The sequence below is a fragment of the Streptosporangium sp. NPDC002544 genome (assembly GCF_040295965.1).
Classification (GTDB): Bacteria; Actinomycetota; Actinomycetes; order Streptosporangiales; family Streptosporangiaceae; genus Streptosporangium.
On the sequence record NZ_JBEOWJ010000001.1, the window covers coordinates 241,026 to 263,688 of the forward strand.

The 22,663-nt window shown below is 66.7% G+C and carries 36 protein-coding genes; 33 read left to right on the top strand and 3 right to left on the bottom strand.

Annotated elements, in window-relative coordinates; all coding sequences use genetic code 11:
• Positions 1–149: 149 nt before the first annotated feature.
• From rpsJ to truA, 33 genes are all read left to right on the top strand, one after another.
• Positions 150–458, top strand: a complete 309-nt coding sequence (gene rpsJ / locus ABT061_RS01150) for a 30S ribosomal protein S10 (protein WP_030912931.1) — start codon at positions 150–152, stop codon at positions 456–458.
• A 14-nt stretch (positions 459–472) separates the two neighbouring features.
• Positions 473–1,126: a 50S ribosomal protein L3 gene (gene rplC, locus ABT061_RS01155; protein ID WP_343968340.1), complete on the top strand. Its 654-nt coding sequence runs from the start codon at positions 473–475 to the stop codon at positions 1,124–1,126.
• Positions 1,123–1,770 carry a 50S ribosomal protein L4 gene (gene rplD, locus ABT061_RS01160; RefSeq protein WP_350911368.1) on the top strand — a complete coding sequence of 216 codons (648 nt, stop codon included), beginning with the start codon at positions 1,123–1,125 and terminating at the stop codon, positions 1,768–1,770. Before rplC ends, rplD begins: the two co-directional genes overlap by 4 nt.
• Positions 1,770–2,072, top strand: coding sequence for a 50S ribosomal protein L23 (gene rplW, locus ABT061_RS01165; protein ID WP_030912923.1), 303 nt, complete (start codon positions 1,770–1,772; stop codon positions 2,070–2,072). The genes rplD and rplW overlap by 1 nt, the downstream gene beginning before the upstream one ends.
• Before the next feature lie 91 nt (positions 2,073–2,163).
• Complete coding sequence (rplB, locus tag ABT061_RS01170; RefSeq protein WP_271220144.1) at positions 2,164–3,000, top strand: 50S ribosomal protein L2; 837 nt, start codon at positions 2,164–2,166, stop codon at positions 2,998–3,000.
• Positions 3,001–3,011: 11 nt separating this feature from the next.
• A complete protein-coding gene (gene rpsS / locus ABT061_RS01175) occupies positions 3,012–3,290 on the top strand; it encodes a 30S ribosomal protein S19 (RefSeq protein WP_030451498.1) in 279 nt (92 codons plus the stop codon).
• A 97-nt stretch (positions 3,291–3,387) separates the two neighbouring features.
• A complete protein-coding gene (rplV, locus tag ABT061_RS01180) occupies positions 3,388–3,741 on the top strand; it encodes a 50S ribosomal protein L22 (protein ID WP_030912916.1) in 354 nt (117 codons plus the stop codon).
• A complete protein-coding gene (gene rpsC, locus ABT061_RS01185; protein WP_350911371.1) occupies positions 3,741–4,598 on the top strand; it encodes a 30S ribosomal protein S3 in 858 nt (285 codons plus the stop codon). The genes rplV and rpsC overlap by 1 nt, the downstream gene beginning before the upstream one ends.
• Before the next feature lie 2 nt (positions 4,599–4,600).
• Positions 4,601–5,020 (top strand): 50S ribosomal protein L16, encoded by a 420-nt coding sequence (gene rplP / locus ABT061_RS01190; RefSeq protein ID WP_030912912.1) that lies wholly within the window; start codon positions 4,601–4,603, stop codon positions 5,018–5,020.
• Positions 5,020–5,256: a 50S ribosomal protein L29 gene (gene rpmC / locus ABT061_RS01195; RefSeq protein ID WP_030912909.1), complete on the top strand. Its 237-nt coding sequence runs from the start codon at positions 5,020–5,022 to the stop codon at positions 5,254–5,256. Before rplP ends, rpmC begins: the two co-directional genes overlap by 1 nt.
• Positions 5,249–5,530, top strand: a complete 282-nt coding sequence (gene rpsQ / locus ABT061_RS01200) for a 30S ribosomal protein S17 (RefSeq protein WP_030912907.1) — start codon at positions 5,249–5,251, stop codon at positions 5,528–5,530. Before rpmC ends, rpsQ begins: the two co-directional genes overlap by 8 nt.
• A 181-nt stretch (positions 5,531–5,711) precedes the next feature.
• Positions 5,712–6,080 carry a 50S ribosomal protein L14 gene (gene rplN, locus ABT061_RS01205; protein ID WP_012887841.1) on the top strand — a complete coding sequence of 123 codons (369 nt, stop codon included), beginning with the start codon at positions 5,712–5,714 and terminating at the stop codon, positions 6,078–6,080.
• Between the two features lie 8 nt (positions 6,081–6,088).
• The gene (gene rplX / locus ABT061_RS01210) at positions 6,089–6,385 is read left to right on the top strand and encodes a 50S ribosomal protein L24 (protein ID WP_063766231.1); all 297 of its coding nucleotides are present in this window, start codon (positions 6,089–6,091) and stop codon (positions 6,383–6,385) included.
• Complete coding sequence (rplE, locus tag ABT061_RS01215; RefSeq protein ID WP_030912902.1) at positions 6,385–6,954, top strand: 50S ribosomal protein L5; 570 nt, start codon at positions 6,385–6,387, stop codon at positions 6,952–6,954. Before rplX ends, rplE begins: the two co-directional genes overlap by 1 nt.
• 2 nt (positions 6,955–6,956) lie before the next feature.
• Positions 6,957–7,142, top strand: a complete 186-nt coding sequence (locus ABT061_RS01220; protein ID WP_012887844.1) for a type Z 30S ribosomal protein S14 — start codon at positions 6,957–6,959, stop codon at positions 7,140–7,142.
• A gap of 146 nt (positions 7,143–7,288) precedes the next feature.
• Positions 7,289–7,687, top strand: coding sequence for a 30S ribosomal protein S8 (gene rpsH, locus ABT061_RS01225; RefSeq protein WP_343968325.1), 399 nt, complete (start codon positions 7,289–7,291; stop codon positions 7,685–7,687).
• Positions 7,688–7,704: 17 nt separating this feature from the next.
• Entirely contained in the window at positions 7,705–8,247 is a 543-nt protein-coding gene (gene rplF, locus ABT061_RS01230; protein ID WP_343968323.1) for a 50S ribosomal protein L6, read from the top strand.
• 2 nt (positions 8,248–8,249) lie between these two features.
• A complete protein-coding gene (gene rplR, locus ABT061_RS01235) occupies positions 8,250–8,633 on the top strand; it encodes a 50S ribosomal protein L18 (RefSeq protein ID WP_030912897.1) in 384 nt (127 codons plus the stop codon).
• A gap of 61 nt (positions 8,634–8,694) precedes the next feature.
• A complete protein-coding gene (gene rpsE, locus ABT061_RS01240; RefSeq protein ID WP_030912894.1) occupies positions 8,695–9,327 on the top strand; it encodes a 30S ribosomal protein S5 in 633 nt (210 codons plus the stop codon).
• A 3-nt stretch (positions 9,328–9,330) separates the two neighbouring features.
• The gene (gene rpmD / locus ABT061_RS01245; protein ID WP_030912892.1) at positions 9,331–9,513 is read left to right on the top strand and encodes a 50S ribosomal protein L30; all 183 of its coding nucleotides are present in this window, start codon (positions 9,331–9,333) and stop codon (positions 9,511–9,513) included.
• 2 nt (positions 9,514–9,515) lie between these two features.
• A complete protein-coding gene (gene rplO / locus ABT061_RS01250) occupies positions 9,516–9,971 on the top strand; it encodes a 50S ribosomal protein L15 (protein WP_350911377.1) in 456 nt (151 codons plus the stop codon).
• Positions 9,972–10,150: 179 nt separating this feature from the next.
• Entirely contained in the window at positions 10,151–11,470 is a 1,320-nt protein-coding gene (gene secY, locus ABT061_RS01255) for a preprotein translocase subunit SecY (protein ID WP_343968316.1), read from the top strand.
• On the top strand, positions 11,470–12,120 hold the full coding sequence (locus tag ABT061_RS01260) for an adenylate kinase (RefSeq protein ID WP_030912884.1): 651 nt from the start codon (positions 11,470–11,472) through the stop codon (positions 12,118–12,120). The genes secY and ABT061_RS01260 overlap by 1 nt, the downstream gene beginning before the upstream one ends.
• 123 nt (positions 12,121–12,243) lie before the next feature.
• Positions 12,244–13,062, top strand: a complete 819-nt coding sequence (gene map, locus ABT061_RS01265; protein ID WP_350911379.1) for a type I methionyl aminopeptidase — start codon at positions 12,244–12,246, stop codon at positions 13,060–13,062.
• Positions 13,063–13,112: 50 nt separating this feature from the next.
• On the top strand, positions 13,113–13,547 hold the full coding sequence (locus ABT061_RS01270; protein ID WP_350911381.1) for a DUF1707 SHOCT-like domain-containing protein: 435 nt from the start codon (positions 13,113–13,115) through the stop codon (positions 13,545–13,547).
• Between the two features lie 431 nt (positions 13,548–13,978).
• Positions 13,979–14,200 carry a translation initiation factor IF-1 gene (gene infA, locus ABT061_RS01275; protein ID WP_012887858.1) on the top strand — a complete coding sequence of 74 codons (222 nt, stop codon included), beginning with the start codon at positions 13,979–13,981 and terminating at the stop codon, positions 14,198–14,200.
• A gap of 23 nt (positions 14,201–14,223) precedes the next feature.
• Positions 14,224–14,337, top strand: a complete 114-nt coding sequence (gene rpmJ, locus ABT061_RS01280) for a 50S ribosomal protein L36 (RefSeq protein ID WP_003956441.1) — start codon at positions 14,224–14,226, stop codon at positions 14,335–14,337.
• 210 nt (positions 14,338–14,547) lie between these two features.
• On the top strand, positions 14,548–14,928 hold the full coding sequence (gene rpsM, locus ABT061_RS01285; RefSeq protein ID WP_012887859.1) for a 30S ribosomal protein S13: 381 nt from the start codon (positions 14,548–14,550) through the stop codon (positions 14,926–14,928).
• Between the two features lie 45 nt (positions 14,929–14,973).
• Positions 14,974–15,378, top strand: coding sequence for a 30S ribosomal protein S11 (rpsK, locus tag ABT061_RS01290; protein ID WP_012887860.1), 405 nt, complete (start codon positions 14,974–14,976; stop codon positions 15,376–15,378).
• A gap of 19 nt (positions 15,379–15,397) precedes the next feature.
• On the top strand, positions 15,398–16,024 hold the full coding sequence (gene rpsD / locus ABT061_RS01295; RefSeq protein WP_030912875.1) for a 30S ribosomal protein S4: 627 nt from the start codon (positions 15,398–15,400) through the stop codon (positions 16,022–16,024).
• Between the two features lie 99 nt (positions 16,025–16,123).
• Positions 16,124–17,140: a DNA-directed RNA polymerase subunit alpha gene (locus ABT061_RS01300; RefSeq protein WP_030912872.1), complete on the top strand. Its 1,017-nt coding sequence runs from the start codon at positions 16,124–16,126 to the stop codon at positions 17,138–17,140.
• A gap of 89 nt (positions 17,141–17,229) precedes the next feature.
• The gene (gene rplQ / locus ABT061_RS01305) at positions 17,230–17,766 is read left to right on the top strand and encodes a 50S ribosomal protein L17 (RefSeq protein WP_350911386.1); all 537 of its coding nucleotides are present in this window, start codon (positions 17,230–17,232) and stop codon (positions 17,764–17,766) included.
• An 89-nt stretch (positions 17,767–17,855) separates the two neighbouring features.
• The gene (gene truA / locus ABT061_RS01310) at positions 17,856–18,734 is read left to right on the top strand and encodes a tRNA pseudouridine(38-40) synthase TruA (protein WP_350911388.1); all 879 of its coding nucleotides are present in this window, start codon (positions 17,856–17,858) and stop codon (positions 18,732–18,734) included.
• On the opposite strand, the gene ABT061_RS01315 is transcribed toward truA, so the two are convergent.
• The 3 genes from ABT061_RS01315 to ABT061_RS01325 form a co-directional block, all read right to left on the bottom strand.
• The gene (locus ABT061_RS01315) at positions 18,724–20,445 is read right to left on the bottom strand and encodes a hypothetical protein (protein ID WP_350911390.1); all 1,722 of its coding nucleotides are present in this window, start codon (positions 20,443–20,445) and stop codon (positions 18,724–18,726) included. The two genes, truA and ABT061_RS01315, sit on opposite strands and share 11 nt — an antisense overlap.
• 94 nt (positions 20,446–20,539) lie before the next feature.
• Positions 20,540–21,466 (bottom strand): hypothetical protein, encoded by a 927-nt coding sequence (locus ABT061_RS01320; RefSeq protein WP_350911392.1) that lies wholly within the window; start codon positions 21,464–21,466, stop codon positions 20,540–20,542.
• 35 nt (positions 21,467–21,501) lie between these two features.
• The gene (locus ABT061_RS01325) at positions 21,502–22,188 is read right to left on the bottom strand and encodes a CAP domain-containing protein (RefSeq protein ID WP_350911394.1); all 687 of its coding nucleotides are present in this window, start codon (positions 22,186–22,188) and stop codon (positions 21,502–21,504) included.
• Positions 22,189–22,663: the final 475 nt, after the last annotated feature.

Consider the following 22,663-nt stretch of genomic DNA (forward strand, 5'->3'; position numbering starts at 1 on the left):
CGTGGGGCGTGTGCGGAGGGCGTCGCCTGAAGGGCGAAGCAGGCTCCGCGCAACATGGAGGGGACGTCCGAGACGGACCCGGCCATGACACAGCGGCAACAGGCCGCACGTAACTTTTTCAGACGACAGTGAAGGACACCGAGGCCATTATGGCGGGACAGAAGATCCGCATTCGGCTCAAGGCCTATGACCACGAGGTCATCGACGTCTCGGCCAAGAAGATCGTCGAGACGGTGACAAGGACTGGCGCCAAGGTCGCGGGCCCGGTGCCGCTGCCGACCGAGAAGAACGTGTACTGCGTCATCCGCTCGCCGCACAAGTACAAGGACAGTCGCGAGCACTTTGAGATGCGCACGCACAAGCGGCTGATTGACATCATCGACCCGACGCCGAAGACGGTCGACTCGCTCATGCGACTCGACCTTCCCGCCGGCGTTGACATCTCGATCAAGCTCTGAGGGAACGCACTGACATGGCTAAGCAGATCAAGGGCGTCCTGGGCAAGAAGCTCGGCATGACCCAGGTCTTCGACGCGGACAACCGGATGGTCCCGGTGACCGTCGTCGAGGCTGGTCCGTGCGTCGTGACCCGCGTCCGCACCGCTGAGAAGGACGGCTACACCGCCATCCAGCTGGGCTTCGGGCAGGTCGACCCGCGGAAGGTCAACAAGCCGCTCGGCGACTACCTGCGCAAGCACGACATCACCCCGCGCCGTTACTTCGCGGAGATCCGCACTGACGACGTGAGCGAGTACACCCTGGGCCAGGAGCTCTCGGCCGACACCTTCGAGGCCGGCCAGTACGTCGACGTGACGGGCAAGAGCAAGGGCAAGGGTTACGCGGGTGTCATGAAGCGGCACGGCTTCAAGGGCCTGGGCGCCTCGCACGGTACGCAGCGCAAGCACCGCTCGCCGGGTTCCATCGGTGGCTGCGCCACCCCGGGCCGCGTCTTCAAGGGCGTGCGCATGGCCGGCCGGATGGGCAACGCCCGCACGACCATCCAGAGCCTCAAGGTCCACGCCGTGGACGCCGAGAAGGGCCTCATCCTGATCAAGGGTGCGATCCCCGGCGCCAACGGCAGCCTGGTTCTGGTCCGCACCGCTGCCAAGAAGGGGGCTGCCAAGTGAGCACCATTGACGTCCTCGACGCGAGCGGCGACAAGGCCGGGACCGTCGATCTGCCGGAGGACATCTTCGGCACCAAGGTCAACATCCCGCTGATCCACCAGGTCGTCGTGGCCCAGCTCGCCGCTCGCCGGCAGGGCACCCACAAGGCCAAGACCCGCGGTGAGGTCAGTGGTGGCGGCAAGAAGCCGTACCGCCAGAAGGGTACGGGCCGCGCCCGCCAGGGTTCGACCCGCGCTCCGCAGTTCACCGGCGGCGGCACCGTCCACGGTCCGGTTCCGCGGGACTACTCGCAGAAGACTCCCAAGAAGATGAAGGCCGCCGCCCTGCGCGGGGCCCTGTCCGACAGGGCGACCGGGGGCCGCGTTCACGTGGTCAGCGGTCTGGTCGCGGGGGAGACCCCGAAGACCAAGGCGGCTCTCGAGTCGCTTCGCAAGATCACCGAGGCGCGTAGCGTCCTGGTCGTCGTCGACGAGGGTGACGAGCTCAGCTGGCTGAGCCTGCGCAACGCTCCCGAGGTCCACCTGCTGGACGCCGGGCAGCTCAACACCTACGACGTGCTCTGCCACGACGACGTCGTTTTCACTCAGGCGGCGTACGACCAGGTCGTCGCGCGTCTGAGCAAGAGCGGGAAGGAAGACGCCTGATGGAGAAGATCGCCGACCCGCGCGACATCATCATCAAGCCGGTTGTCTCCGAGAAGAGCTACGGCCTGATCGACGAGCACAACAAGTACACGTTCCTGGTGCGGAAGACGGCCAACAAGACGCAGGTCAAGATCGCTGTTGAGAAGATCTTCGGCGTCAAGGTGGCCAGCGTCAACACCATCAACCGCCAGGGCAAGCGTAAGCGGACCAGATTCGGCTACGGCCAGCGTCCGGCTACCAAGCGAGCGATCGTCAGCCTGGTCGAAGGCGACCGGATTGACATCTTCGGCCAGATCGGCTGACGCGCTCGCTCAGTAAGTACAGGGAGAAAGCCCCTCACCACCAGGTGAGGGGCGTTCGACCGGATTAACCGACGAAGGATGAACGAAAAAGATGGGCATCCGTAAACTCAAGCCGACGACCCCGGGTCGCCGCGGCGCCAGCGTCTCGGACTTTGCCGAGATCACGCGCAGCACGCCCGAGAAGTCGCTGCTTGCACCCCTGCACAGCAAGGGTGGCCGTAACGTCCACGGCCGTGTCACCACCCGTCACCAGGGCGGTGGCCACAAGCGCGCCTACCGGATCATCGATTTCCGGCGTCACGACAAGGACGGGATTCCGGCCAAGGTCGCTCACATCGAGTACGACCCGAACCGCACCTCCCGGATCGCGCTGCTGCACTACGCCGACGGGGAGAAGCGCTACATCCTCTGCCCGACCGGCCTCAAGCAGGGCGACAAGATCGAGAACGGCCCCACGGCCGACATCAAGCCGGGCAACTGCCTCCCGCTGCGCAACATCCCGACCGGTACCTTCATCCACGCGGTGGAGCTCCGTCCGGGTGGTGGCGCCAAGCTGGGCCGGTCCGCCGGCGCGCAGATTCAGCTCCTCGCCAAGGAGGGCCAGTACGCCACGCTGCGTATGCCCTCCGGTGAGATGCGCCAGGTCGACGTTCGCTGCCGGGCCTCCATCGGCCAGGTCGGCAACGCCGAGCAGGCCAACATCAACTGGGGTAAGGCCGGACGTATGCGGTGGAAGGGCAAGCGCCCCACCGTCCGCGGCGTCGCGATGAACCCGGTCGACCACCCGCACGGTGGTGGTGAGGGTAAGACCTCCGGCGGTCGTCACCCCGTCAACCCCAAGGGCAAGCCCGAGGGTCGTACTCGTGCGGCGAACAAGGCCAGCGACCGGCTGATCATCCGCCGTCGTACCAAGCGGAAGAAGCGGTAGGAGCAGCCAAAATGCCACGTAGCCTCAAGAAGGGTCCCTTCGTGGACGACCACCTTCAGAAGAAGGTGGATGCCCAGAACGAGAAGGGCACCAAGAACGTCATCAAGACGTGGTCGCGGCGCTCCATGATCGTGCCCGACATGCTCGGCCACACGATCGCCGTTCACGACGGCCGCAAGCACGTCCCGGTGTTCGTCACCGAGTCGATGATCGGCCACAAGCTGGGTGAGTTCGCGCCGACGCGGACCTTCCGCAGCCATGTCAAGGAAGACCGCCGCAGCCGGCGATAAGCGCCTCAGGAAGAGGACGTCGAGCCGGGAACGATCGGAAGCGATCGTCACAGAGTGAGACGGACTCGACCAAAACGAAGGGTAAGAGGAGTAAGCGATGGAAGCCAGGGCTCAGGCGCGGTTCGCGCGCCACACGCCCATGAAGGCCCGCCGTGTGGTGGACCTCATTCGCGGGCTGCCCGCTTCGGAGGCGCAGGCCGTGCTGCAGTTCGCTCCCCAGTCGGCGAGCGAGACCGTGTACAAGGTGCTGTCGAGCGCCATTGCCAACGCGGAGCACAACTTCAAGCTCGACCGTGACACGCTCTTCGTGAGCCGTGCCTGGGTCGACGAGGGCCCGACGCTGAAGCGGTTTCGTCCCCGTGCTCAGGGTCGTGCCTATCGGATCAACAAGCGGACCAGCCACATCACCGTGATCGTGGAGTCCCGCGAGCCGAAGGGGAGGACCCGCTAGTGGGTCAGAAGGTTAACCCGCACGGGTTCCGCCTCGGCGTCACGACCGACTTCAAGAGCCGGTGGTATGCCGACAAGCTCTACAAGTCGTACGTTGCCGAGGATGTGGCGATCCGCCGCATGCTCAAGAAGGGCATGGAGCGGGCCGGCATCTCCAAGGTGGAGATCGAGCGGACCACCGACCGGGTTCAGGTCGACATTCACACCGCCCGTCCGGGCATCGTCATCGGCCGCCGCGGCGCCGAGGCGGACCGGATTCGCGGTGACCTCGAGAAGCTGACCAAGAAGCAGGTCCAGCTGAACATCCTTGAGGTCAAGAACCCTGAGATCGACGCTCAGCTCGTCGCCCAGGGTGTGGCCGAGCAGCTGTCCAGCCGTGTCTCGTTCCGCCGTGCCATGCGCAAGGCGATGCAGTCGGCGATGAAGAGCGGCGCCAAGGGCATCCGGGTGCAGTGCTCCGGTCGTCTCGGCGGCGCTGAGATGTCCCGTTCGGAGTTCTACCGCGAGGGCCGCGTGCCCCTGCACACCCTCCGCGCGGACATCGACTACGGCCTGTACGAGGCCCGTACCACCTTCGGCCGTATCGGCGTGAAGGTGTGGATCTACAAGGGTGAGGCTCCGACCAGCCGCGCCGAGCGCGAGGCGGCTGCCGCCGGTGCTCGTGCGGGCCAGCGTCGTGACCGCGACGACCGTCGTGGCCCCGGTGCCGGTGGCGGCGACCGTCCCCGTCGTGGTGCCGGTGGCGCCCGTCGTGGTGCCGGTGCCGGCCGTGGCGACCGCGCCCCCAGGAACGAGGCGGCCTCCCAGGCTGCCCCCGAGACCGGCCCGGCTGCGCAGCCGGGTGCTGAAGGGAGCTGACCATGCTGATCCCGCGCAGGGTCAAGCACCGTAAGCAGCACCGGCCCGACCGTCACGGCGCTGCCAAGGGCGGCACCAGGGTCGTGTTCGGCGAGTTCGGCATTCAGGCGATTGAGCACTCCTACGTGACCAACCGTCAGATCGAGTCGGCTCGTATCGCGATGACCCGTCACATCAAGCGTGGTGGAAAGGTCTGGATCAACATCTATCCGGACCGTCCTCTCACCAAGAAGCCCGCCGAGACCCGCATGGGTTCCGGTAAGGGTTCGCCGGAGTGGTGGATCGCCAACGTCAAGCCCGGTCGCATCATGTTCGAGCTGTCGGGTGTCGCCGAGCCGGTGGCTCGCGAAGCCCTGCGTCGTGCGATGCACAAGCTGCCGATGAAGTGCCGGTTCGTCAAGCGTGAAGTGGGTGAGGCGTGATGGCTAAGGGCCTGACCGCCGGTGAGCTGCGGGTGGAAGACCAGGACACCCTGGTCACGAAGCTGAAGGAAGCCAAGGAGGAGCTGTTCAACCTCCGCTTCCAGGCTGCGACCGGCCAGTTGGAGAGCCACGGGCGGCTGCGTGCCGTTCGCCGCGAGATCGCCCGTATCTACACGGTGATGCGCGAGCGGGAGCTCGGAATCGTCACGGTAGAGAAGGAGTCGATTGATGGCTGAGGCCACGGAAACCACGACCGAGACGCGGAACTACCGCAAGACCCGTGAGGGTCTGGTCGTCAGCGACAAGATGGACAAGACTGTCGTGGTCGCTGTCGAGGACCGCGTCAAGCACCCCCTGTACGGCAAGGTCATCCGCAGGACGACCAAGTACAAGGCGCACGACGAGGCCAACAGCTGTGGTGTCGGCGACCGAGTCCTCCTGATGGAGACCCGGCCGCTCTCCGCCAGCAAGCGCTGGCGGGTCATCGAGATCCTCGAGAAGGCCAAGTAAGTCAACGCGCCTCGTGGGGGGTGACACCGTCACCCCCCATGACGGCGTCCAAGGGGGCGAAGCGATCTTCGTCCCGCCTGCGTCGGCGGTCCGCCAAGGACTGTCGCCGGGGGAAAAAGACCCAGCAGGTTCCGCAAGGCTCACCCACGGGTGAGAACCAGCGAGACAAACAGGAGTACAAGTGATCCAGCAGGAGTCGCGGCTCAAGGTCGCCGACAACACCGGTGCGAAGGAAGTCCTTTGCATCCGTGTGCTCGGTGGCTCGGGCCGGCGCTACGCGGGAATCGGCGACATCATCGTCGCCACTGTCAAGGACGCCATTCCCGGCGGCACCGTGAAGAAGGGCGATGTGGTCAAGGCCGTCATCGTCCGCACTGTCAAGGAGCGCCGCCGGCCCGACGGCTCCTACATCCGCTTCGACGAGAACGCCGCCGTCATCATCAAGGACAGCGGTGACCCCCGGGGCACCCGCATCTTCGGTCCCGTCGGACGTGAGCTGCGTGACAAGAAGTTCATGCGGATCATCTCGCTCGCGCCGGAGGTGTTGTAATGCCGAAGCTGCATGTGAAGAAGGGTGACCTCGTACTGGTCATCGCCGGCAAGGACAAGGGTGCCAAGGGCCGCGTGATCGCCGCCCACCCGCGCGACGAGCGCGTGGTGGTCGAGGGCGTCAACATGGTCAAGAAGCACTCCAAGGAGACCAACCAGGGTCCGCGTGGCGCCAAGACCGGCGGCGTGCAGACCATGGAGGCTCCCATCCACGTGAGCAACGTCAAGAAGCTCAAGGATGACGACAAGCCCGCCAAGAAGGAGTCGGCCAAGGCTGCTTCCGAGGAGACGGGTGAGGACAACTGATGACCGCGAACACTGAAGAGCGGACCCTCCCGCGCCTCAAGCAGCGCTACCGCGAAGAGATCATCGCGAAGCTGAACGAGCAGTTCGGGTTCGAGAACATCATGCTGGTGCCCACCATCACCAAGATCAAGGTGAACATGGGCGTCGGCGAGGCCGCGCGTGACTCGAAGCTCATCGAAGGCGCCGTCCGCGACCTCACCGTGATCACCGGCCAGAAGCCGGCGGTCGTCCGCGCCCGTAAGTCCATCGCCCAGTTCAAGCTGCGCGAGGGCATGCCGATCGGCGCGCACGTCACGCTCCGTGGCGACCGCATGTGGGAGTTCCTCGACCGGCTGCTCTCGCTGGCGCTGCCCCGCATCCGTGACTTCCGCGGCCTGTCGCCCAAGCAGTTCGACGGCAACGGGAACTACACCTTCGGTCTCACCGAGCAGGTCATGTTCCACGAGATCGACCAGGACAAGGTCGACCGCCAGCGTGGTATGGACATCACGGTCGTGACCACCGCTAAGACCGACGACCAGGGCCGGGCGCTGCTGAAGCACCTCGGCTTCCCCTTCAAGGAGGCCTGATCATGGCGAAGACGTCGCTCAAGGTCAAGGCTGCTCGCAAGGCCAAGTTCGAGGTCCGGGCGTACACTCGGTGCTCGCGCTGTGGTCGTCCCCGCGCCGTCTACCGGAAGTTCGGCCTGTGCCGCATCTGCTTCCGTGAGATGGCGCACCGGGGCGAGCTGCCCGGCATCACCAAGTCGAGCTGGTAGCCGTCCGCGCGGTCCCATGACCATCACGGGCCCGCGCGGGGCACCGGCCACACATAGAAGTTCGTATTCACCGGGCGCTGACTACAAGCGCCCATGACCGCACCGAAGGTCCCCTGTGGAAACCGCGGTGAGGAAGGCCACCGGCCATGACGATGACCGACCCGATCGCAGACATGCTGACGCGTCTGCGAAACGCGAACTCGGCTTACCACGACAGCGTGGCGATGCCGTACTCGAAGATCAAGGCGCACATCGCCGAGATCCTCCAGCAGGAGGGTTACATCCAGTCCTGGAGCGTCGAAGACGCCAAGGTCGGAAAGAACCTCGTGGTGGAGCTGAAGTTCGGGCCGAGCCGTGAGCGGTCGCTCGCGGGCCTGCGACGGGTTTCCAAGCCCGGCCTGCGGGTTTATGCAAAGAAGGACAACCTGCCCCGAGTCCTGGGCGGACTGGGCGTCGCGATCATCTCGACGTCCGGCGGTCTCATGACGGACAAGCAGGCCGGCAAGCGTGGAGTGGGCGGGGAAGTCCTCGCCTTCGTTTGGTAGAGGGGAGAACGAACAGCATGTCAAGAATCGGACGGCTGCCCATCCCCGTACCGAACGGAGTGGACGTCGCCATCGACGGCCGGGACGTCACGGTCAAGGGCCCCAAGGGCACGCTTTCGCTTACGGTCGCGGAACCCATCGCGATCGCCAAGGGTGAGGACGGAAATCTCTCCGTCACCCGCCCCAACGACGAGAACAAGGTCCGTGCGCTGCACGGCCTGTCCCGCACCCTGGTCGCCAACATGGTGACCGGTGTGACCCAGGGGTACTCGAAGTCCCTGGAGATCGTGGGCGTCGGTTACCGTGTGCAGGCCAAGAGCCCGACTCAGCTTGAGTTCGCTCTCGGCTTCAGCCACCCGGTGATCGTCAACGCTCCCGAGGGTGTCACCTTCCGCGTCGAGAAGCCGACGCTGTTCCACGTGGACGGCATCGACAAGCAGAAGGTCGGCGAGATCGCCGCGAACATCCGCAAGCTGCGCAAGCCCGACCCGTACAAGGGCAAGGGCGTGCGCTACCAGGGTGAAGTTATCCGCCGCAAGGTCGGAAAGGCTGGTAAGTAGGCATGGCTGGCAAGACTGCGTTCGGCAAGCACACGGCCGCCCGCGCCGTCTCGCGGGCCCGCCGCCACGGCCGAGTCCGCAAGAAGGTTGTCGGTACGGCCACGCGTCCGCGTCTGGTCGTCAACCGCTCCACGAGGCACCTCTTCGTGCAGATCGTCGACGACGCCCAGGGCCACACGCTGGTGAGCGCCTCCACCATGGACGCCTCCCTGCGCTCGGCCGAGGGCGCCAAGACCGACAAGGCCAAGCAGGTCGGCGAGCTTCTCGCTCAGCGGGCCAAGGCAGCCGGGATCACCGCGGTCGTGTTCGACCGGGGTGGCAACCGCTACGCGGGCCGCATCGCGGCTCTCGCGGACAGCGCCCGCGAAGGTGGACTGGAGTTCTGATGACTCCTTTCACCAGTGCGCAACCGATGGCCCGTCTTACGAATGAGAAGAGGAACCACTAATGGCTGGAGCTCCGCGTCGCGGTGGCGCCGCCGGTGGCGAGCGGCGTGACGGTCGTCGTGACGACCGCCGCGGTGGCAACGCTGACAAGGGCGTCTCGTACATCGAGCGCGTTGTGAAGATCAACCGAGTGGCCAAGGTCGTGAAGGGTGGTCGTCGCTTCAGCTTCACCGCCCTCGTCATCGTCGGTGACGGCAACGGCATGGTCGGTGTCGGCTACGGCAAGGCCAAGGAAGTGCCCGCGGCGATCGCCAAGGGTGTCGAAGAGGCCAAGAAGCACTTCTTCAAGGTGCCCCGTATCCAGGGCACCATCCCGCACATCGTGCAGGGCGAAGAGGCCGCCGGCGTCGTCTTCCTGCGTCCGGCATCGCCCGGTACCGGTGTCATCGCCGGTGGCCCGGTGCGCGCCGTGCTGGAGTGCGCGGGCATCCACGACGTGCTGTCCAAGTCGCTCGGCTCGGACAACCCGATCAACATCGTGCACGCCACCGTGGCCGCTCTGAAGGGCCTCAGCCGCCCCGAGGAGATCGCGGCCCGCCGTGGCCTGCCGATCGAGGACGTCGCCCCCAAGGCGATGCTCAAGGCTCGCGCCGAGGGTCTCGCGGAGGCCGCGGCGGCGAAGGCGGTGAGCTAGCCCATGGCGCGCCTGAAGATTACCCAGGTCCGCTCGAAGATCGGTGGCAAGCAGAAGCAGCGTGACTCGCTGCGCTCGCTCGGTCTTAAGCGAATCGGCGACGTCGTCGTCAAGGAGGACCGCCCGGAGATCCGCGGCATGGTCTCCGTGGTGACGCACCTCGTCACCGTGGAAGAGGTCGACTAGACATGGCAGAGAACACTCCGCTCCGCATCCACCACCTGCGTCCGGCCCCCGGCGCCAACAAGTCGAAGGTCCGCAAGGGCCGCGGCGAGGCGTCCAAGGGCAAGACCGCGGGTCGCGGAACCAAGGGCACGAGGGCCAGGAACACTGTCCCGCTCGGCTTCGAGGGTGGTCAGGTTCCGCTGCAGCGGCGCCTGCCCAAGTTCAAGGGCTTCTCCAACGCCCTGTTCAAGACGACCTACCAGGTCGTCAATCTCGACAGGCTCGGTGAGCTGTTCCCCGACGGTGGCGACGTCACCGTGGAGGCGCTGGTCGCCAAGGGCGCGGTTCGCAAGAACCAGCTCGTCAAGGTTCTGGGAACCGGTGACATCTCCGTGGCGTTGAACGTGGAGGCGCACGCCTTCTCCGCCAGTGCCAAGGAGAAGATCGCTGCCGCCGGAGGCTCCGTCTCCGAGCTGTAGGTGTCATCATCACGCGGCGCGGGGGCTCGTAATGGGCTCCCGCGCCCGTAGTGCGTTAGAGTTCGCTGGACAGTGGGCCTCGACTCATTTCCTTGGGCTCATTGACTGGATATGGCAAAGATGGAACACCCCCGCACCATCGCTGACCGACCTCGCCTTTCAGGCGCGCAGGAGGGACCGTGCTGACCGCATTTACCCGAGCGTTCCGTACGCCGGACCTGCGTAAGAAGCTGCTCTTCACTTTGGGCATCATTGCGCTGTTCCGACTTGGGTCGGTCCTGCCGACTCCGGGTGTGCATACCGAGAACATCAGCCGTTGTCTCACCCAGGCGCAGGCGGGGGACGCGGGCAACATCTACGGAATGGTGCAGCTGTTCAGCGGCGGCGCCCTCCTGAAACTTTCAGTGTTCGCCCTCGGCATCATGCCGTACATCACCGCGAGCATCATTCTTCAGCTGCTCGTCGTGGTCATCCCGCGCCTGGAGGCCCTCAAGAAGGAGGGACAGGCCGGACAGACCAAGATCACGCAGTACACGCGTTACCTGACGGTCGGGCTTGCCGTCCTGCAGTCGACCGCCTTCGTGGCCCTGGCCCGCGGCGGCCAGCTGTTCCCGCAGTGCCGCGAAGAGATCCTCCTCGACAAGGACAACGTCTTCGCCATCGTCACGATGGTGCTGACCATGACCGCCGGCACCGCCGTCGTCATGTGGCTGGGCGAGCTCGTCACCGACCGCGGCATCGGCAACGGCATGTCCATCCTGATCTTCACTCAGGTCATCGCCGTCTTCCCGTCCGAGCTGCTGAACATCGCCAGGCAGAAGGGCGGCTTCGTCTTCGCCGTGGTCATCGTCGTCGGTATCGCGATGATCGCCCTGGTCGTGATGGTCGAGCAGGCCCAGCGCCGGATCCCGGTGCAGTACGCCAAGCGCATGGTCGGCCGCCGGATGTACGGCGGGACGTCGACCTACATCCCGCTGAAGGTCAACCAGGCCGGCATCATCCCGGTCATCTTCGCCTCCTCGCTGCTCTACCTTCCGCAGCTGATCACGACGCTCTTCACGAACAGCCAGGAAGAGCCGAACAAGATCATCCAGTGGATCTCGCAGGAGTTCGGCGGCGGAGGGACCACCCCGACGTACATGATCACTTTCTTCCTGCTTATTGTGTTCTTCACGTACTTCTACGTGTCGATTACCTTCAACCCCGTTGAAGTCGCCGACAACATGAAGAAGTACGGTGGTTTCATCCCGGGCATCCGCCCGGGGCGCCCGACGGCTGAGTACTTGAACTATGTGCTCACGCGACTCACCGCTCCTGGCGCGCTGTATCTGGGCCTGATCTCCATGGTGCCGATCGTCGCGCTGGCGCTCGTCGGTGCGAGTCAGAACTTCCCGTTCGGAGGGACGAGCATTCTGATCATGGTTGGTGTCGGCCTTGACACCGTGAAGCAGATCGAAAGCCAGCTGCAGCAGCGCAACTATGAAGGCTTCCTGAAATAGTGCGCCTCGTCCTGGTCGGGCCCCCCGGAGCGGGTAAGGGGACACAGGCCCAGTTCATTGCGTCGAACCTGTCGATCCCGAAGATTTCGACAGGTGACATCTTCCGTGCCAACGTCTCGGGTGGTACGGAGCTCGGCAAGCTTGCCAAGGAATACATGGACCGCGGTGACCTCGTGCCTGACGAGGTCACCATCGCGATGGTCCGTGACCGCCTCGCTGAGAAAGACGCGCAGGACGGTTTCCTGCTCGACGGCTTCCCCAGGAACGTGCCCCAGGCCGAGATCCTGAAGAAGATCCTCGCCGAGTTCGGATCCGGTCTGGACATCGTTCTGGAGCTCGTGGTCGACGACGAGGAGGTCGTCCGCAGGCTCGCCGGGCGCCGCACCTGTAGCCAGTGCGGTCGTATCTGGCACGTCGACTTCGACGACAAGAAGGACGACATCTGCGACGCCTGTGACGGCCGGCTGTACCAGCGCGACGACGACAAGGAGGAGACCGTCAGGCACCGCCTGGAGGTCTATCAGGAGCAGACCGCCCCTCTGGTCTCCTTCTACGCGGACGAGGGCATCCTTGTCGGAGTCGACGCCACCGGTCCGGTGGAAGAGATCACTCAGCGCGCTATGGAGGCCCTGAGCCCCTTCGTCGGCTAGCGAAGCGATATCTACCTTGCACGCCACCCATGGCTTCTCATGGGTGGCGTGCTGTCATTTAGGGCAGAATCTGGGGAATTGGGCTCCCGGACCGCCCGTTGAACCACCCCAGGGGGTGTGCACGTGTTCAAGAAGAACAAGCACGGAATTCAGCTGAAGACGCCCGAACAACTGGAGAAGATGCGGGCGGCGGGCCTGGTGGTCGGTCGTACCCTGCAGTTGCTGCGGGAGAGCGTCCAGCCGGGCATGACGCCCCTGGACCTCGACGCGATCGCGGAGAAGGCCATCAGAGGCGAGGGGGCGATCCCCTCCTTCAAGGGCTACCAGGGCTTCCCGGCGACCATCTGCGCGTCGGTCAACCACGAGGTGGTCCACGGCATCCCGGGCGACCGCAGGGCGCTGCGGGAGGGCGATGTCATTTCGATCGACTGTGGTGCCATCCTGGACGGCTGGCATGGCGACTCGGCCATCACGGTCGGCATCGGTGAGGTGGACCCCAAGCTGACCGAGCTGATGCGGGTCACCGAGGAGGCCATGTGGCGGGGCATCGCCGCGCTCACCGTGGGTCGCCACCTGTCCGATATCGGGCACGAGGTGGAGAAGTACGTCCGCTCCCAGGGGCGCTACGGCATCCCGCAGGAGTACGGCGGGCACGGCATCGGCACCGAGATGCACATGGACCCGTGGGTGGCCAACCACGGCAAACCGGGCCGTGGCCCGCGTTTCGAACCGGGTATGTGCTTCGCCGTCGAGCCCATGGTCAACCTGGGGACGGACCGGACCAAGGTGCTGGCCGACGACTGGACCGTGGTCACGATCGACGGTAAGGCCTCGGCACACTTCGAACACAGCGTCGCCGTGACACATAATGGACCTTGGGTACTGACCGCCCTTGACGGGGGTAAAGAGCGGCTTGTCGACTTGTTGGGAGACGCGGGCTAGATCAGGCTCGCCGGTGAGCGGAAGTGGTTGATATGGCGGCTGGTCCAGATATGCGAGCTTCCGACGGGGACCGCGACAAGGTCGCCTCGGTCCTGCGGGAGCACTACGCGCAGGGCCGCCTGACCACCGAGGAGTTCGACGAGCGCCTCGAACAGCTCTACAGCAGCAAGACGTACGGCGAGCTCGCCGTCCTCACCTCCGACCTTCCCGACGTCGACCTGCGCCGGCTTCCAGAGACCCCCTCCCGCGCCCCTGAGCGCGCCAAGGGGGACAAGCAGGACAAGGCGCAGAAGGGTCTGGCGGCCGCCTGGGCCGCCTGGGCGACGGCCAGCGGCGTCAACTGGATGATCTGGCTCATCATCGGAGTGACCAGCGGCCTCGACTTCCCCTACCCGTGGCCGCTCTGGGTCATGGGCCCGTGGGGTGTGGTGTTGCTGGTGACGACCGTCCTCGCCGGGCTGGGCGGGGACAAGAAGTCCACCTGAGTGGTGGGGAGGGTGTGGCTCCCGGTGCCGGGTCATCGGGACCTGCCCATGGCGCGAGCCGCCGCGGGACGTCGGGCGGATCTTCTCGGGCGGCCTCGATAGGGGCGGTCGTCCGCGGGGATCCGGTCTGACCGGGCCGTAGGAGTGCTGGCCTGACCAGGCTGGACATGCCACAATGAGGCCACGAGCATTCGCGCGTCGAACCGTGCCGTCCATCCCTGAAGGGATCTGCGGTATCCTTTGTAGCGGTTGTGTCAAGGTGCCGGCCGTGTGTTTCGCATTTCCTCGCCCGGTGCCGTACACTCCTTCTTCGGTTCACTATGACCATTGCGCGTCGGCGGTGTCGCAACCGCCGCTCTCATCGAAGCGCTGGGTCGCGGCTGCTTAGTGTTCCGAAGCCTCAGACGACCGATCAGTGAAACGCGAGGGACATGGCCAAGAAAGACGGCGCCATCGAGATCGAGGGCACTGTGGTTGAGTCGCTCCCGAACGCGATGTTCAGGGTGCAACTCGATAACGGCCATAAGGTCCTGGCCCACATCAGCGGGCGGATGCGGATGCACTACATCCGGATCCTTCCTGACGACAGGGTTGTCGTCGAACTGAGCCCCTACGACCTCAGTCGTGGGCGGATCGTCTACCGATACAAGTAAGCGTCTGAGGGACGAATAGGACTATGAAGGTCAAGCCGAGCGTCAAGAAGATCTGTGACAAGTGCAAGGTGATTCGCCGGCACGGTCGCGTCATGGTGATCTGCGACAACCTGCGCCACAAGCAGCGCCAGGGCTAGTCGTTCCAACAGGCCCCACGAGAGTCCGTTCCCAAGAGGCGGGCTCGACCCATGTGGGGCTTCCAAGGTAATCGCGTTTCACACCTGCGCAGGCGGCTCGCGCCGTACCCCGCAGGAGACCCCCGGTCGGAGGCCGGGGCCCTCACCCCGGGCATGGGGAGGGGAAGTGAGGCGTAGGACCTCCGCCACAACGAAGGAGAATGCCCGACCATGGCTCGCCTGGTTGGCGTCGACCTCCCCCGCGACAAGCGGCTGGAGATCGCTCTCACCTACATTTTCGGGATCGGCCGCACGCGCGCGCTCGAGACCCTCAAGGCCACCGGTGTGAACGGCGACCTTCGCGTTCACCAGCTCACGGACGAGGAACTCGTCCCGCTGCGCGACTACATCGAGGCGAACTACAAGATCGAGGGTGACCTCCGTCGCGAAGTTCAGGCCGACATCCGTCGCAAGATCGAGATTCAGTGCTACCAGGGCATCCGGCACCGCCGTGGCCTTCCCGTGCACGGTCAGCGCACGCAGACCAACGCACGCACCCGTAAGGGCAAGAAGAAGACCGTGGCCGGTAAGAAGAAGCCCGGTAAGAAGTAGTCCGCGTAGCCGCAGGACCGAAGACCTCAGGAGTGAAGGCACAGAATGCCTCCTAAGAGCCGCCAGGGTGCACCGAAGAAGGTGCGCCGCAAGGAAAAGAAGAACGTCGCTCACGGGCACGCCCACATCAAGAGCACGTTCAACAACACGATCGTTTCGATCACCGACCCGAGTGGGAACGTGATCTCCTGGGCCAGCGCCGGCCACGTCGGGTTCAAGGGCTCTCGCAAGTCCACCCCGTTCGCCGCGCAGATGGCCGCGGAGAACGCCGCCCGCCGCGCCATGGAGCACGGCATGCGCAAGGTCGACGTCTTCGTCAAGGGCCCCGGCTCCGGTCGTGAGACCGCGATCCGCTCGCTGCAGGCGACGGGTCTTGAGGTCGGGTCCATCCAGGACGTCACCCCCGTGCCGCACAACGGCTGCCGTCCGCCCAAGCGCCGTCGCGTCTGAGCCCAGGAGAAGATAGAAAATGGCTCGTTACACGGGTGCGGACTGCAAGCTCTGCCGCAGGGAGAAGACCAAGCTCTTCCTCAAGGGCAAGAAGTGCGAGTCCGCGAAGTGCCCCATCGAGATCCGTCCTTACCCGCCGGGTGAGCACGGCCGCGGCCGTCCCAAGGAGTCTGAGTACCAGCTCCAGCTCCGCGAGAAGCAGAAGACCCGCCGCATCTACGGCGTCCTCGAGAAGCAGTTCCACAACTACTACGAGGAAGCCAACCGCAAGACCGGCAAGACCGGCGAGAACCTCCTCCAGATCCTGGAGAGCCGTCTCGACAACGTGGTCTACCGCGCCGGTTTCGCCGAGTCGCGCGACGCCGCCCGCCAGCAGGTCCGTCACGGCCACATCCTGGTGAACGGCAAGAAGGTCGACATCCCGTCGTACCGGGTGCGCGAGCACGACATCGTCGAGGTCCGCGAGAAGTCGCGCAACCTCCTGCCCTACGAGGTGGCCCGCGCCACCGCCGGTGACAAGACGTACCCGGCGTGGCTCGGCGTCGTCCCGGACGCGCTGCGCGTCCTGGTCCACCAGCTCCCGGTCCGTCAGCAGATTGACACCCAGGTCCAGGAGCAGCTGATCGTCGAGCTCTACTCCAAGTAGCGGCTCCTCAGGTGCCGTGCGGCGATTCGCCGCACGGCACCTATGCTGTTGTTCGAGCGGCGTCAAATAGCGGGCGCCGTCATGCAAGGGAGATTCAACATGCTGATCGCTCAGCGTCCCTCCCTCCTCGAGGAGTCAATCGAGGAGACCCGGTCCAAGTTCATCATCGAGCCGCTGGAGCCGGGCTTCGGCTACACCATCGGCAACTCGCTGCGGCGCACGCTGCTGTCGTCCATCCCGGGCGCGGCGGTGACCAGCATCCGCATCGAGGGCGTGCTGCACGAGTTCACCACCGTGCCGGGTGTGAAGGAGGATGTCACCGACATCATCCTGAACCTCAAGGACCTGGTCGTCTCCTCCGAGCACGACGAGCCGGTGGTTATGTACCTGCGCAAGCAGGGCCCCGGTGACGTCACCGCCGCCGACATCGCGCCCCCGGCCGGTGTCGAGGTGCACAACCCCGAGCTGCGCATCGCCACCCTGAACGGCAAGGCGAAGCTGGAGATGGAGCTGACCGTCGAGCGCGGTCGCGGTTACGTCTCCGCCGCGCAGAACAAGCAGCCGGGCCAGGAGATCGGTCGCATCCCGATCGACTCCATCTACTCCCCGGTGCTCAAGGTCACCTACAAGGTCGAGGCGACCCGTGTCGAGCAGCGCACCGACTTCGACCGTCTGATCCTGGACGTCGAGACCAAGCCGTGCATGAAGCCCCGCGACGCGGTGGCCTCCGCGGGCAAGACCCTCGTCGAGCTGTTCGGCCTCGCCCGCGAGCTGAACGTCGAGGCCGAGGGCATCGACATCGGCCCGTCGCCGACGGACGCGGCCCTGGCCGCCGACCTGGCACTGCCGATCGAGGAGCTGAACCTCACGGTCCGCTCCTACAACTGCCTCAAGCGCGAGGGCATCCACACCGTGGGTGAGCTCGTGGCGCGCAGCGAGCAGGACCTCCTCGACATAAGGAATTTCGGTGCGAAGTCCATCGAAGAGGTCAAGCAGAAGCTGCACGAGATGACGCTCGCGCTCAAGGACTCCCCGCCCGGGTTCGACCCGAGCGCGGTGGCCGGCGGCGGCTACGACGACGACGACAGCGCCTACGTCGAGACCGAGCAGTACTGATTTTTCTGTAACGGGGATCGTGAGCGACTCCCCGGCCCGACCCCGGTACCTCGTACGGCCGGGGCGGGTTTACTCCCAAGGAGAACGTTATGCCTAGGCCCACCAAGGGTGCCCGTCTCGGCGGCAGCCCGGCCCACGAGCGGCTGATCCTGGCGAACCTCGCCACCCAGCTGTTCCAGCACGGCCGGATCAAGACCACCGAGGCCAAGGCGAAGCGTCTGCGCCCGCTGGCGGAGAAGCTGATCACCAAGGCGAAGAAGGGCGACATGCACAACCGTCGCCAGGTGCTGACGGTCGTCAGGGACAAGGGTGTCGTCCACCACCTCTTCACCGAGATCGCCTCGACCTTCGCCGAGCGTCCCGGTGGCTACACCCGGATCACCAAGGTCGGCCTCCGTAAGGGCGACGCCGCCCCCATGGCCGTGATCGAGCTGGTGTCCGAGCCGCTGAACACGGTCCGCGTCGGCCAGACCCAGGCCGCCAAGGCCGCCCCGGCCGCCAAGGCCGAGGAGACCAAGGCTGAGGAGGCCAAGGTCGAGGAGGCCAAGGCCGAGAGCGCCGAGGAGACCGCCGAGGCGACCGAGGCTCCCGCCGAGGAGACCGAGGCCAAGAAGGACAACGCCTGATCTTTCAGGCCCAGTGAATGGGCCCGGCACTCCCTCCACCGGGATGCCGGGCCCTTTCCGTTCTCCGAGAGTCTTTCGAGAGGAACATCGTGGTGCGGCTGAGGCTGGATCTCGCCTATGACGGGACCGACTTCTCCGGCTGGGCCAAGCAGCCGGGACGGCGTACGGTCCAGGGGGAGATCGAGGAGGCGCTCGGCAGGATCCTCCGGCTTCCCGAGCCTCCGGCGCTGACCGTGGCGGGGCGGACCGACGCGGGCGTGCACGCCCGCGGCCAGGTGGCCCATGTCGACCTGGACGCCGGCGTGCTCGGCGCGCTGGACAGCCGCAACCGCCGCGGGGTGCCCACGTGGGAGCCCGGATCGGTGGAGGAGCTCGACGAGAGGCTTTCTGCCACGCGCAGGAGGCTCGCCGGAGTCCTCCCCCCAGATGTACGTGTGCATCGCGTCACGGTGGCTCCTGAAGGCTTTGACGCGAGGTTCTCGGCACTGTCAAGGCGGTACGCCTACCGGATCTCCGACGCCCCCGGCGGGGTCGACCCGCTCCGCCGCCGCGAGATCGTCTGGTACAACCGGCCCCTGGACGTGGACAGGCTCAACGCGGCCGCCGCCGGTCTCCTCGGTGAGCACGACTTCGCCGCGTTCTGCAAGAGGCGTGAGGGCGCGACCACGATCCGCGAGCTGCAGCGGCTCGACTGGGTCCGCGAGGACGGGTTCATCGTGGCGACGGTCGTGGCCGACGCCTTCTGCCATTCCATGGTCCGGGCGCTCGTCGGGTCGCTGCTGCCCGTCGGTGAGGGCAGGCTCACGGTCGAGTGGCCGCAAGGGGTGCTGTCGCGGGCCGTACGGGACTCGGGGGTGCACGTCGCGCCCGCGCACGGGCTCTGTCTTGAGGAGGTGCGCTACCCCGGCGCCGAGGAGCTCGCCAGGCGGGCCGCGGAGACTCGCCGGGTGCGGACGCTCAGTTCGTGACGCGGCGTTCCACGACCTTCGCGGTCTGGTCGCGGAAGGCACCGCTGATCTTGCCCAGGGCCTTCTCCTTGGCCGTCGGTGTATGGCCGTCACTGTAGGTGGCGTAGCTGAACACGATGTAGCGGCCCCACACCATCCCGGCCGCGTAGCCGCCCGCGATGTGCACCCGCTCACCGCCCGTGCCGGCGGCCGAGGGCAGGCCGCGGAACCAGAGGTTGCGCTCCAGGTCCTTGGCCCGGTCCGCGGCGACCGCGGACTCGCGGGTGGGAAGCACGGCGATCCCGGTGGTCACGGCGTACCTGCGCTTGCTGTCCACGTACGTGGCCCGCAGCACCCGGCGGCATTCCTGGCTGCGCAGGGTGCCGGCGAACTTGCCGGTCGCGGCCTTCTGGCACTGCTCGGTGAGGTTGGTCTTGACCCGGGTGAACGTCGTCCCCGCCACGGACACCTTCTTGACGAAGGCGTCGGCCACGGTCATCTTGCCCGGGTCGGTCTTCTCGGAGTTGAGCATCGTGGTGTTGATCGGCTCGGGCTCACTGGTGATGTCCAGTTTGTCGGTGGGGTCGATCTTTCCCGGACCGAGGATCGGATCCGCCGCGTTCGCCGCCTGCTTGGCGTTGAACGACTGGTAGGCGAAGAAGGCCCCGACGCCGATGCCGACCACCACGACCGCGACCACGGCCGCGAGCAGCGTCGTGCCGGCCTTGCCGCGGGTAGGCGGTGGGGGAGTGGGGGGCGGCTCGGGGGTGAACGCGGAGAGCGGGGTGAACGGCCCGCGCGTCGCCGCCGGGTCGCTCGGGGGTGCCGGCGGCTCGCTCGCGGATGGGGACGTCAGCGGCGGGGGAGGGAAGGCGGGGAGCGGGAACGGCGAGGCGACCGCCGGGACGCCGCTGGGCGGGGTCACCTGTTCCGCAGGGGTGAAGAGCGGTGCGGGCGGGCCGGAGGCGGCCGGAGGTGTCCGGGCGGGAGCGGTCTGCTCGGTGGCCGGCAGGGGCGCCTGCGAGATCGGCTCCGGCTCGGTCGCCACGGGTTGCGCGACGGGTGCGGACACGGGGGGCCGAGCCGCCGGCACGGATCGGTCACTGTCTTGGCGGACGTCCTGGCGGACGTCCTGGGAGTCGTCCTGGGGACCGCCGGAAGAGAGGGCGGGAGCCTGGGGTGGCGGGTCCTGGTGGGCGAGGGGGGCCTGCCGGGGTGAGGCGGCGCGGACGCCGGCCGTCTTCTCGCCCCCGCCGCGCTCCTCCTGGAAGACCGCGTCCGGCGGCCAGACGGCGACGTCGCCGGGCTCTCCCGGGCGGGCGACGGTCTCCTCCTGGTCCGTCCACACCGGCTCGCCGGTCGCGGCGGGCCAGGGAGCCTGCTGCCCGGACGAGGGCCAGACCTGCATGCCCGCGGCGGCGGCGGTGAAGGCCGGAGGCGGCTGCCAGGGCGGTGCTCCCGGCACGATGGGCGCGGTGGACAGCGGCGGGCCGTCCTCCGGCTGGGCGTACCAGTCGTAGGGAGCCCCGTCGTCGCCGGGGACCGTCCATGGCTGGGCCGCACCCGGATCCGTCTCCGGCCACGCGGAAGGACCGCCGGGCTGCTCATCACCTGCGAGATCGGTCCGCGGCACGTGGGGCGAGGGCTGGCCGAAACTCGGCGGCGGCGTCGCCGGTGTCGCCGAACCCTCGGCTTCATGTCGGTGCTCGGACCCGGATTCCTGGCCACGCATACGCGGCAGCCTAGCGACAGCTGGAGATCATCATGCGGGTATGGCTGTATCGTCTGCCGGATTCATGCCTGAAAGCGACAGTATGGCCCCGTGCTCAGGGTCGCTTGCCGGTCAGCGAACGCGATTCCAGCGCGGGGGTGACGGTCGCGTCCGCCGCTCCGAAGGCCGCCTGGTTCAGTTGCTTGACCTCGTTCTTCTTCGGCAGGTGCCCGTCTTTGTACTGGAACCAGACCATTACCACGTAGTGCCCATGGCGCCACTCGCCGACGAAAGCCTCGCCGGTTCCGAGAAGTTTGGTGACCTTATCCTTACCTGGAAGCGGTTTGATGTACTCTTCCCGCTCCTTGCCCGAACTGGCCGAGACGACCTTGGTCGCCCCCGCGGACGTCTTGAGGTTGGCGACTCCCACGGTTCCGATGATCTTCCCCGAGGCGTCGCGGAAGCTGGCGCGCAGGAGCTGGGTGCACTTGGCGGCGGTGAGGGCCTTCTTCAGCTTGTCTCCCACCACGGCCTCGCCGCACTTCCGGTCCGTCCTGCGCGTGGTCATCAGGTAGTTCTGCTTGCCGATCCGTATCTTCCGGTGTTTGAACACCTCGTTCAGGGTGAGGGCGTACGGGTCGGTGGCGCGGGAGGAGGCGAGGCCGAACTTGCCGTTCGCGATGTTGGCGGGCGGCACGAGGGGGGCCTGGGCCGAGGGGGTCGCCGCCCCGGGCACCGGGGCGGGGTCGGAGTTGGCCAGCACGGCCAGGCCGACGCCCCCGGCGATCAGCGCGGCGAGTGCTCCGAGCGCGATGAAGATCGGGCGGCGCGAGCGGGGGCCCTCGTCGTACGGGCTCCACATCTCCTGCCGTGGTCGCTCCTGCGGCGGGGGAGGCTGGACAGGCGGCGCCTGCGGCGCCCGCGGGGGCTCGGGGGCACGGTTGTGCGGCGAGGCGTCGAACCAGTGCTGGCCCTGTGCGGGCGGCGACGCGTCAGGCCGGTTGTAAGGCTGGCGGCGCGGCGGCTCCACGGGAAAACCCATGCGCCGAGCGTAGCCCGGGATCAGGGCCGGTCGGCTCAGGAGTATCCGAAGTCCTGGGTCCACCACGGCCCGTCGGGCCCCTGGACGGCTCCGACGCCGGTGGCGGTGAGCTCGCAGTTGAGGATGTTGCGCCGGTGGCCGCTGGTCTCCATCCAGTTCCGCACCGCCTCGTCGGGAGAGGTGTAGCCGCGCCCGATGTTCTCCGCGCCGCCGTCACGGTAGCCGGTGGCGTCCATCCGCTCCCAGGGCGACGTGCCGTCGGGAGAGGTGTGGGAGAGGCTGCCGGCGGACGCCATCCCGGCCGAGTGCCTCCTGGCGGACAAGATCAGCCTCCGGTCGATGCGGAGCGGCCCGCACCCGGCCCGCCTGCGCTCGATGTTGACGAGCCTGACGACCTCGCGCTCCATCGCGCCGAGGGCGGGGGTGGTGGCGTCGTCGTCACCGTTGCCGTTGAGCAGGTAGCGAGAGGGGCCGTCGTCGCCGGATCCGCCGAGCTTCGTGTCGGCGTCGTGGGTGGGGCGCGGGCGCCGGTCCGCCGGGACGGTCGGGAGGGCGGAGGGGCGGGCGACCCGGGCGAGCGGAGCCCGCTCCACCTGCCCGGCCAGGGCGCCGTTGCTGGGCGTGGGCCTGGTCGACCCGGGGTTGTTCAGGTAGATCTGGTCGGCGGCCTCCTCGTCGCGGCTGCCCCGGCCGATGATGAAGCCGACCAGCAGAACCGTCATCAGGCACACGAACACCCCCATACGACGCAGGCGCGCTCGCTGGGTATGCCCGGGGTGAGGAAGCTGCCACATACCGCTATCAAAGATAGAGATGTTTGCGGTGAGGAAAAAGAGAATGATGAGAACGTGTTGGAACCGTCACGGATCCACGTTCCTCGCCGGGTTCCGGTGGCGGGCTTCCCGGGAACCGCGGTCTCATGGCCGATCGCCCGCCCGTGTGTGGCGGTTCCCGGGCACTGCCGGGTCCCGGGTAGAATGCCAGGGGCACCGCCGGAGAGTCGTGTCTTTTTGACTCGTGCTCATTCGCGCCGGTACTCTGCTAGTTCGTTGTGTGCGAATTGGTCTCCTCTGCAGACCGATACGCGGCGCGTCCGGCGTCATCTCCTCTGTTCTGGAGACGGAAGGTCCGGGCTGTCGTGTGCCCGCACCTACCGACCCATGTTGCTGTCATCTCCGACAGCGCCGAAGACGCGAC

What these genes read in the sequence shown, in the direction of transcription:
- ABT061_RS01320 (WP_350911392.1), bottom strand. Translation starts at nt 21,466, where the DNA reads ATGGGTTTTCCCGTGGAGCCGCCGCGCCGCCAGCCTTACAACCGGCCT.
- rpsD (WP_030912875.1), top strand. Translation starts at nt 15,398, where the DNA reads ATGGCTCGTTACACGGGTGCGGACTGCAAGCTCTGCCGCAGGGAGAAG.
- rpmC (WP_030912909.1), top strand. Translation starts at nt 5,020, where the DNA reads ATGGCTAAGGGCCTGACCGCCGGTGAGCTGCGGGTGGAAGACCAGGAC.
- rplB (WP_271220144.1), top strand. Translation starts at nt 2,164, where the DNA reads ATGGGCATCCGTAAACTCAAGCCGACGACCCCGGGTCGCCGCGGCGCC.
- rpsK (WP_012887860.1), top strand. Translation starts at nt 14,974, where the DNA reads ATGCCTCCTAAGAGCCGCCAGGGTGCACCGAAGAAGGTGCGCCGCAAG.
- rplF (WP_343968323.1), top strand. Translation starts at nt 7,705, where the DNA reads ATGTCAAGAATCGGACGGCTGCCCATCCCCGTACCGAACGGAGTGGAC.
- rplO (WP_350911377.1), top strand. Translation starts at nt 9,516, where the DNA reads ATGGCAGAGAACACTCCGCTCCGCATCCACCACCTGCGTCCGGCCCCC.
- ABT061_RS01220 (WP_012887844.1), top strand. Translation starts at nt 6,957, where the DNA reads ATGGCGAAGACGTCGCTCAAGGTCAAGGCTGCTCGCAAGGCCAAGTTC.
- rpsJ (WP_030912931.1), top strand. Translation starts at nt 150, where the DNA reads ATGGCGGGACAGAAGATCCGCATTCGGCTCAAGGCCTATGACCACGAG.
- rpsM (WP_012887859.1), top strand. Translation starts at nt 14,548, where the DNA reads ATGGCTCGCCTGGTTGGCGTCGACCTCCCCCGCGACAAGCGGCTGGAG.
- rplE (WP_030912902.1), top strand. Translation starts at nt 6,385, where the DNA reads ATGACCGCGAACACTGAAGAGCGGACCCTCCCGCGCCTCAAGCAGCGC.
- ABT061_RS01325 (WP_350911394.1), bottom strand. Translation starts at nt 22,188, where the DNA reads ATGACGGTTCTGCTGGTCGGCTTCATCATCGGCCGGGGCAGCCGCGAC.
- rpsQ (WP_030912907.1), top strand. Translation starts at nt 5,249, where the DNA reads ATGGCTGAGGCCACGGAAACCACGACCGAGACGCGGAACTACCGCAAG.
- rpmD (WP_030912892.1), top strand. Translation starts at nt 9,331, where the DNA reads ATGGCGCGCCTGAAGATTACCCAGGTCCGCTCGAAGATCGGTGGCAAG.
- infA (WP_012887858.1), top strand. Translation starts at nt 13,979, where the DNA reads ATGGCCAAGAAAGACGGCGCCATCGAGATCGAGGGCACTGTGGTTGAG.
- rpsS (WP_030451498.1), top strand. Translation starts at nt 3,012, where the DNA reads ATGCCACGTAGCCTCAAGAAGGGTCCCTTCGTGGACGACCACCTTCAG.
- ABT061_RS01270 (WP_350911381.1), top strand. Translation starts at nt 13,113, where the DNA reads ATGCGAGCTTCCGACGGGGACCGCGACAAGGTCGCCTCGGTCCTGCGG.
- rplR (WP_030912897.1), top strand. Translation starts at nt 8,250, where the DNA reads ATGGCTGGCAAGACTGCGTTCGGCAAGCACACGGCCGCCCGCGCCGTC.
- rplP (WP_030912912.1), top strand. Translation starts at nt 4,601, where the DNA reads ATGCTGATCCCGCGCAGGGTCAAGCACCGTAAGCAGCACCGGCCCGAC.
- rplW (WP_030912923.1), top strand. Translation starts at nt 1,770, where the DNA reads ATGGAGAAGATCGCCGACCCGCGCGACATCATCATCAAGCCGGTTGTC.
- rplV (WP_030912916.1), top strand. Translation starts at nt 3,388, where the DNA reads ATGGAAGCCAGGGCTCAGGCGCGGTTCGCGCGCCACACGCCCATGAAG.
- rpsE (WP_030912894.1), top strand. Translation starts at nt 8,695, where the DNA reads ATGGCTGGAGCTCCGCGTCGCGGTGGCGCCGCCGGTGGCGAGCGGCGT.
- rpmJ (WP_003956441.1), top strand. Translation starts at nt 14,224, where the DNA reads ATGAAGGTCAAGCCGAGCGTCAAGAAGATCTGTGACAAGTGCAAGGTG.
- rplQ (WP_350911386.1), top strand. Translation starts at nt 17,230, where the DNA reads ATGCCTAGGCCCACCAAGGGTGCCCGTCTCGGCGGCAGCCCGGCCCAC.
- ABT061_RS01300 (WP_030912872.1), top strand. Translation starts at nt 16,124, where the DNA reads ATGCTGATCGCTCAGCGTCCCTCCCTCCTCGAGGAGTCAATCGAGGAG.
- rplC (WP_343968340.1), top strand. Translation starts at nt 473, where the DNA reads ATGGCTAAGCAGATCAAGGGCGTCCTGGGCAAGAAGCTCGGCATGACC.
- rpsH (WP_343968325.1), top strand. Translation starts at nt 7,289, where the DNA reads ATGACGATGACCGACCCGATCGCAGACATGCTGACGCGTCTGCGAAAC.
- ABT061_RS01315 (WP_350911390.1), bottom strand. Translation starts at nt 20,445, where the DNA reads ATGCGTGGCCAGGAATCCGGGTCCGAGCACCGACATGAAGCCGAGGGT.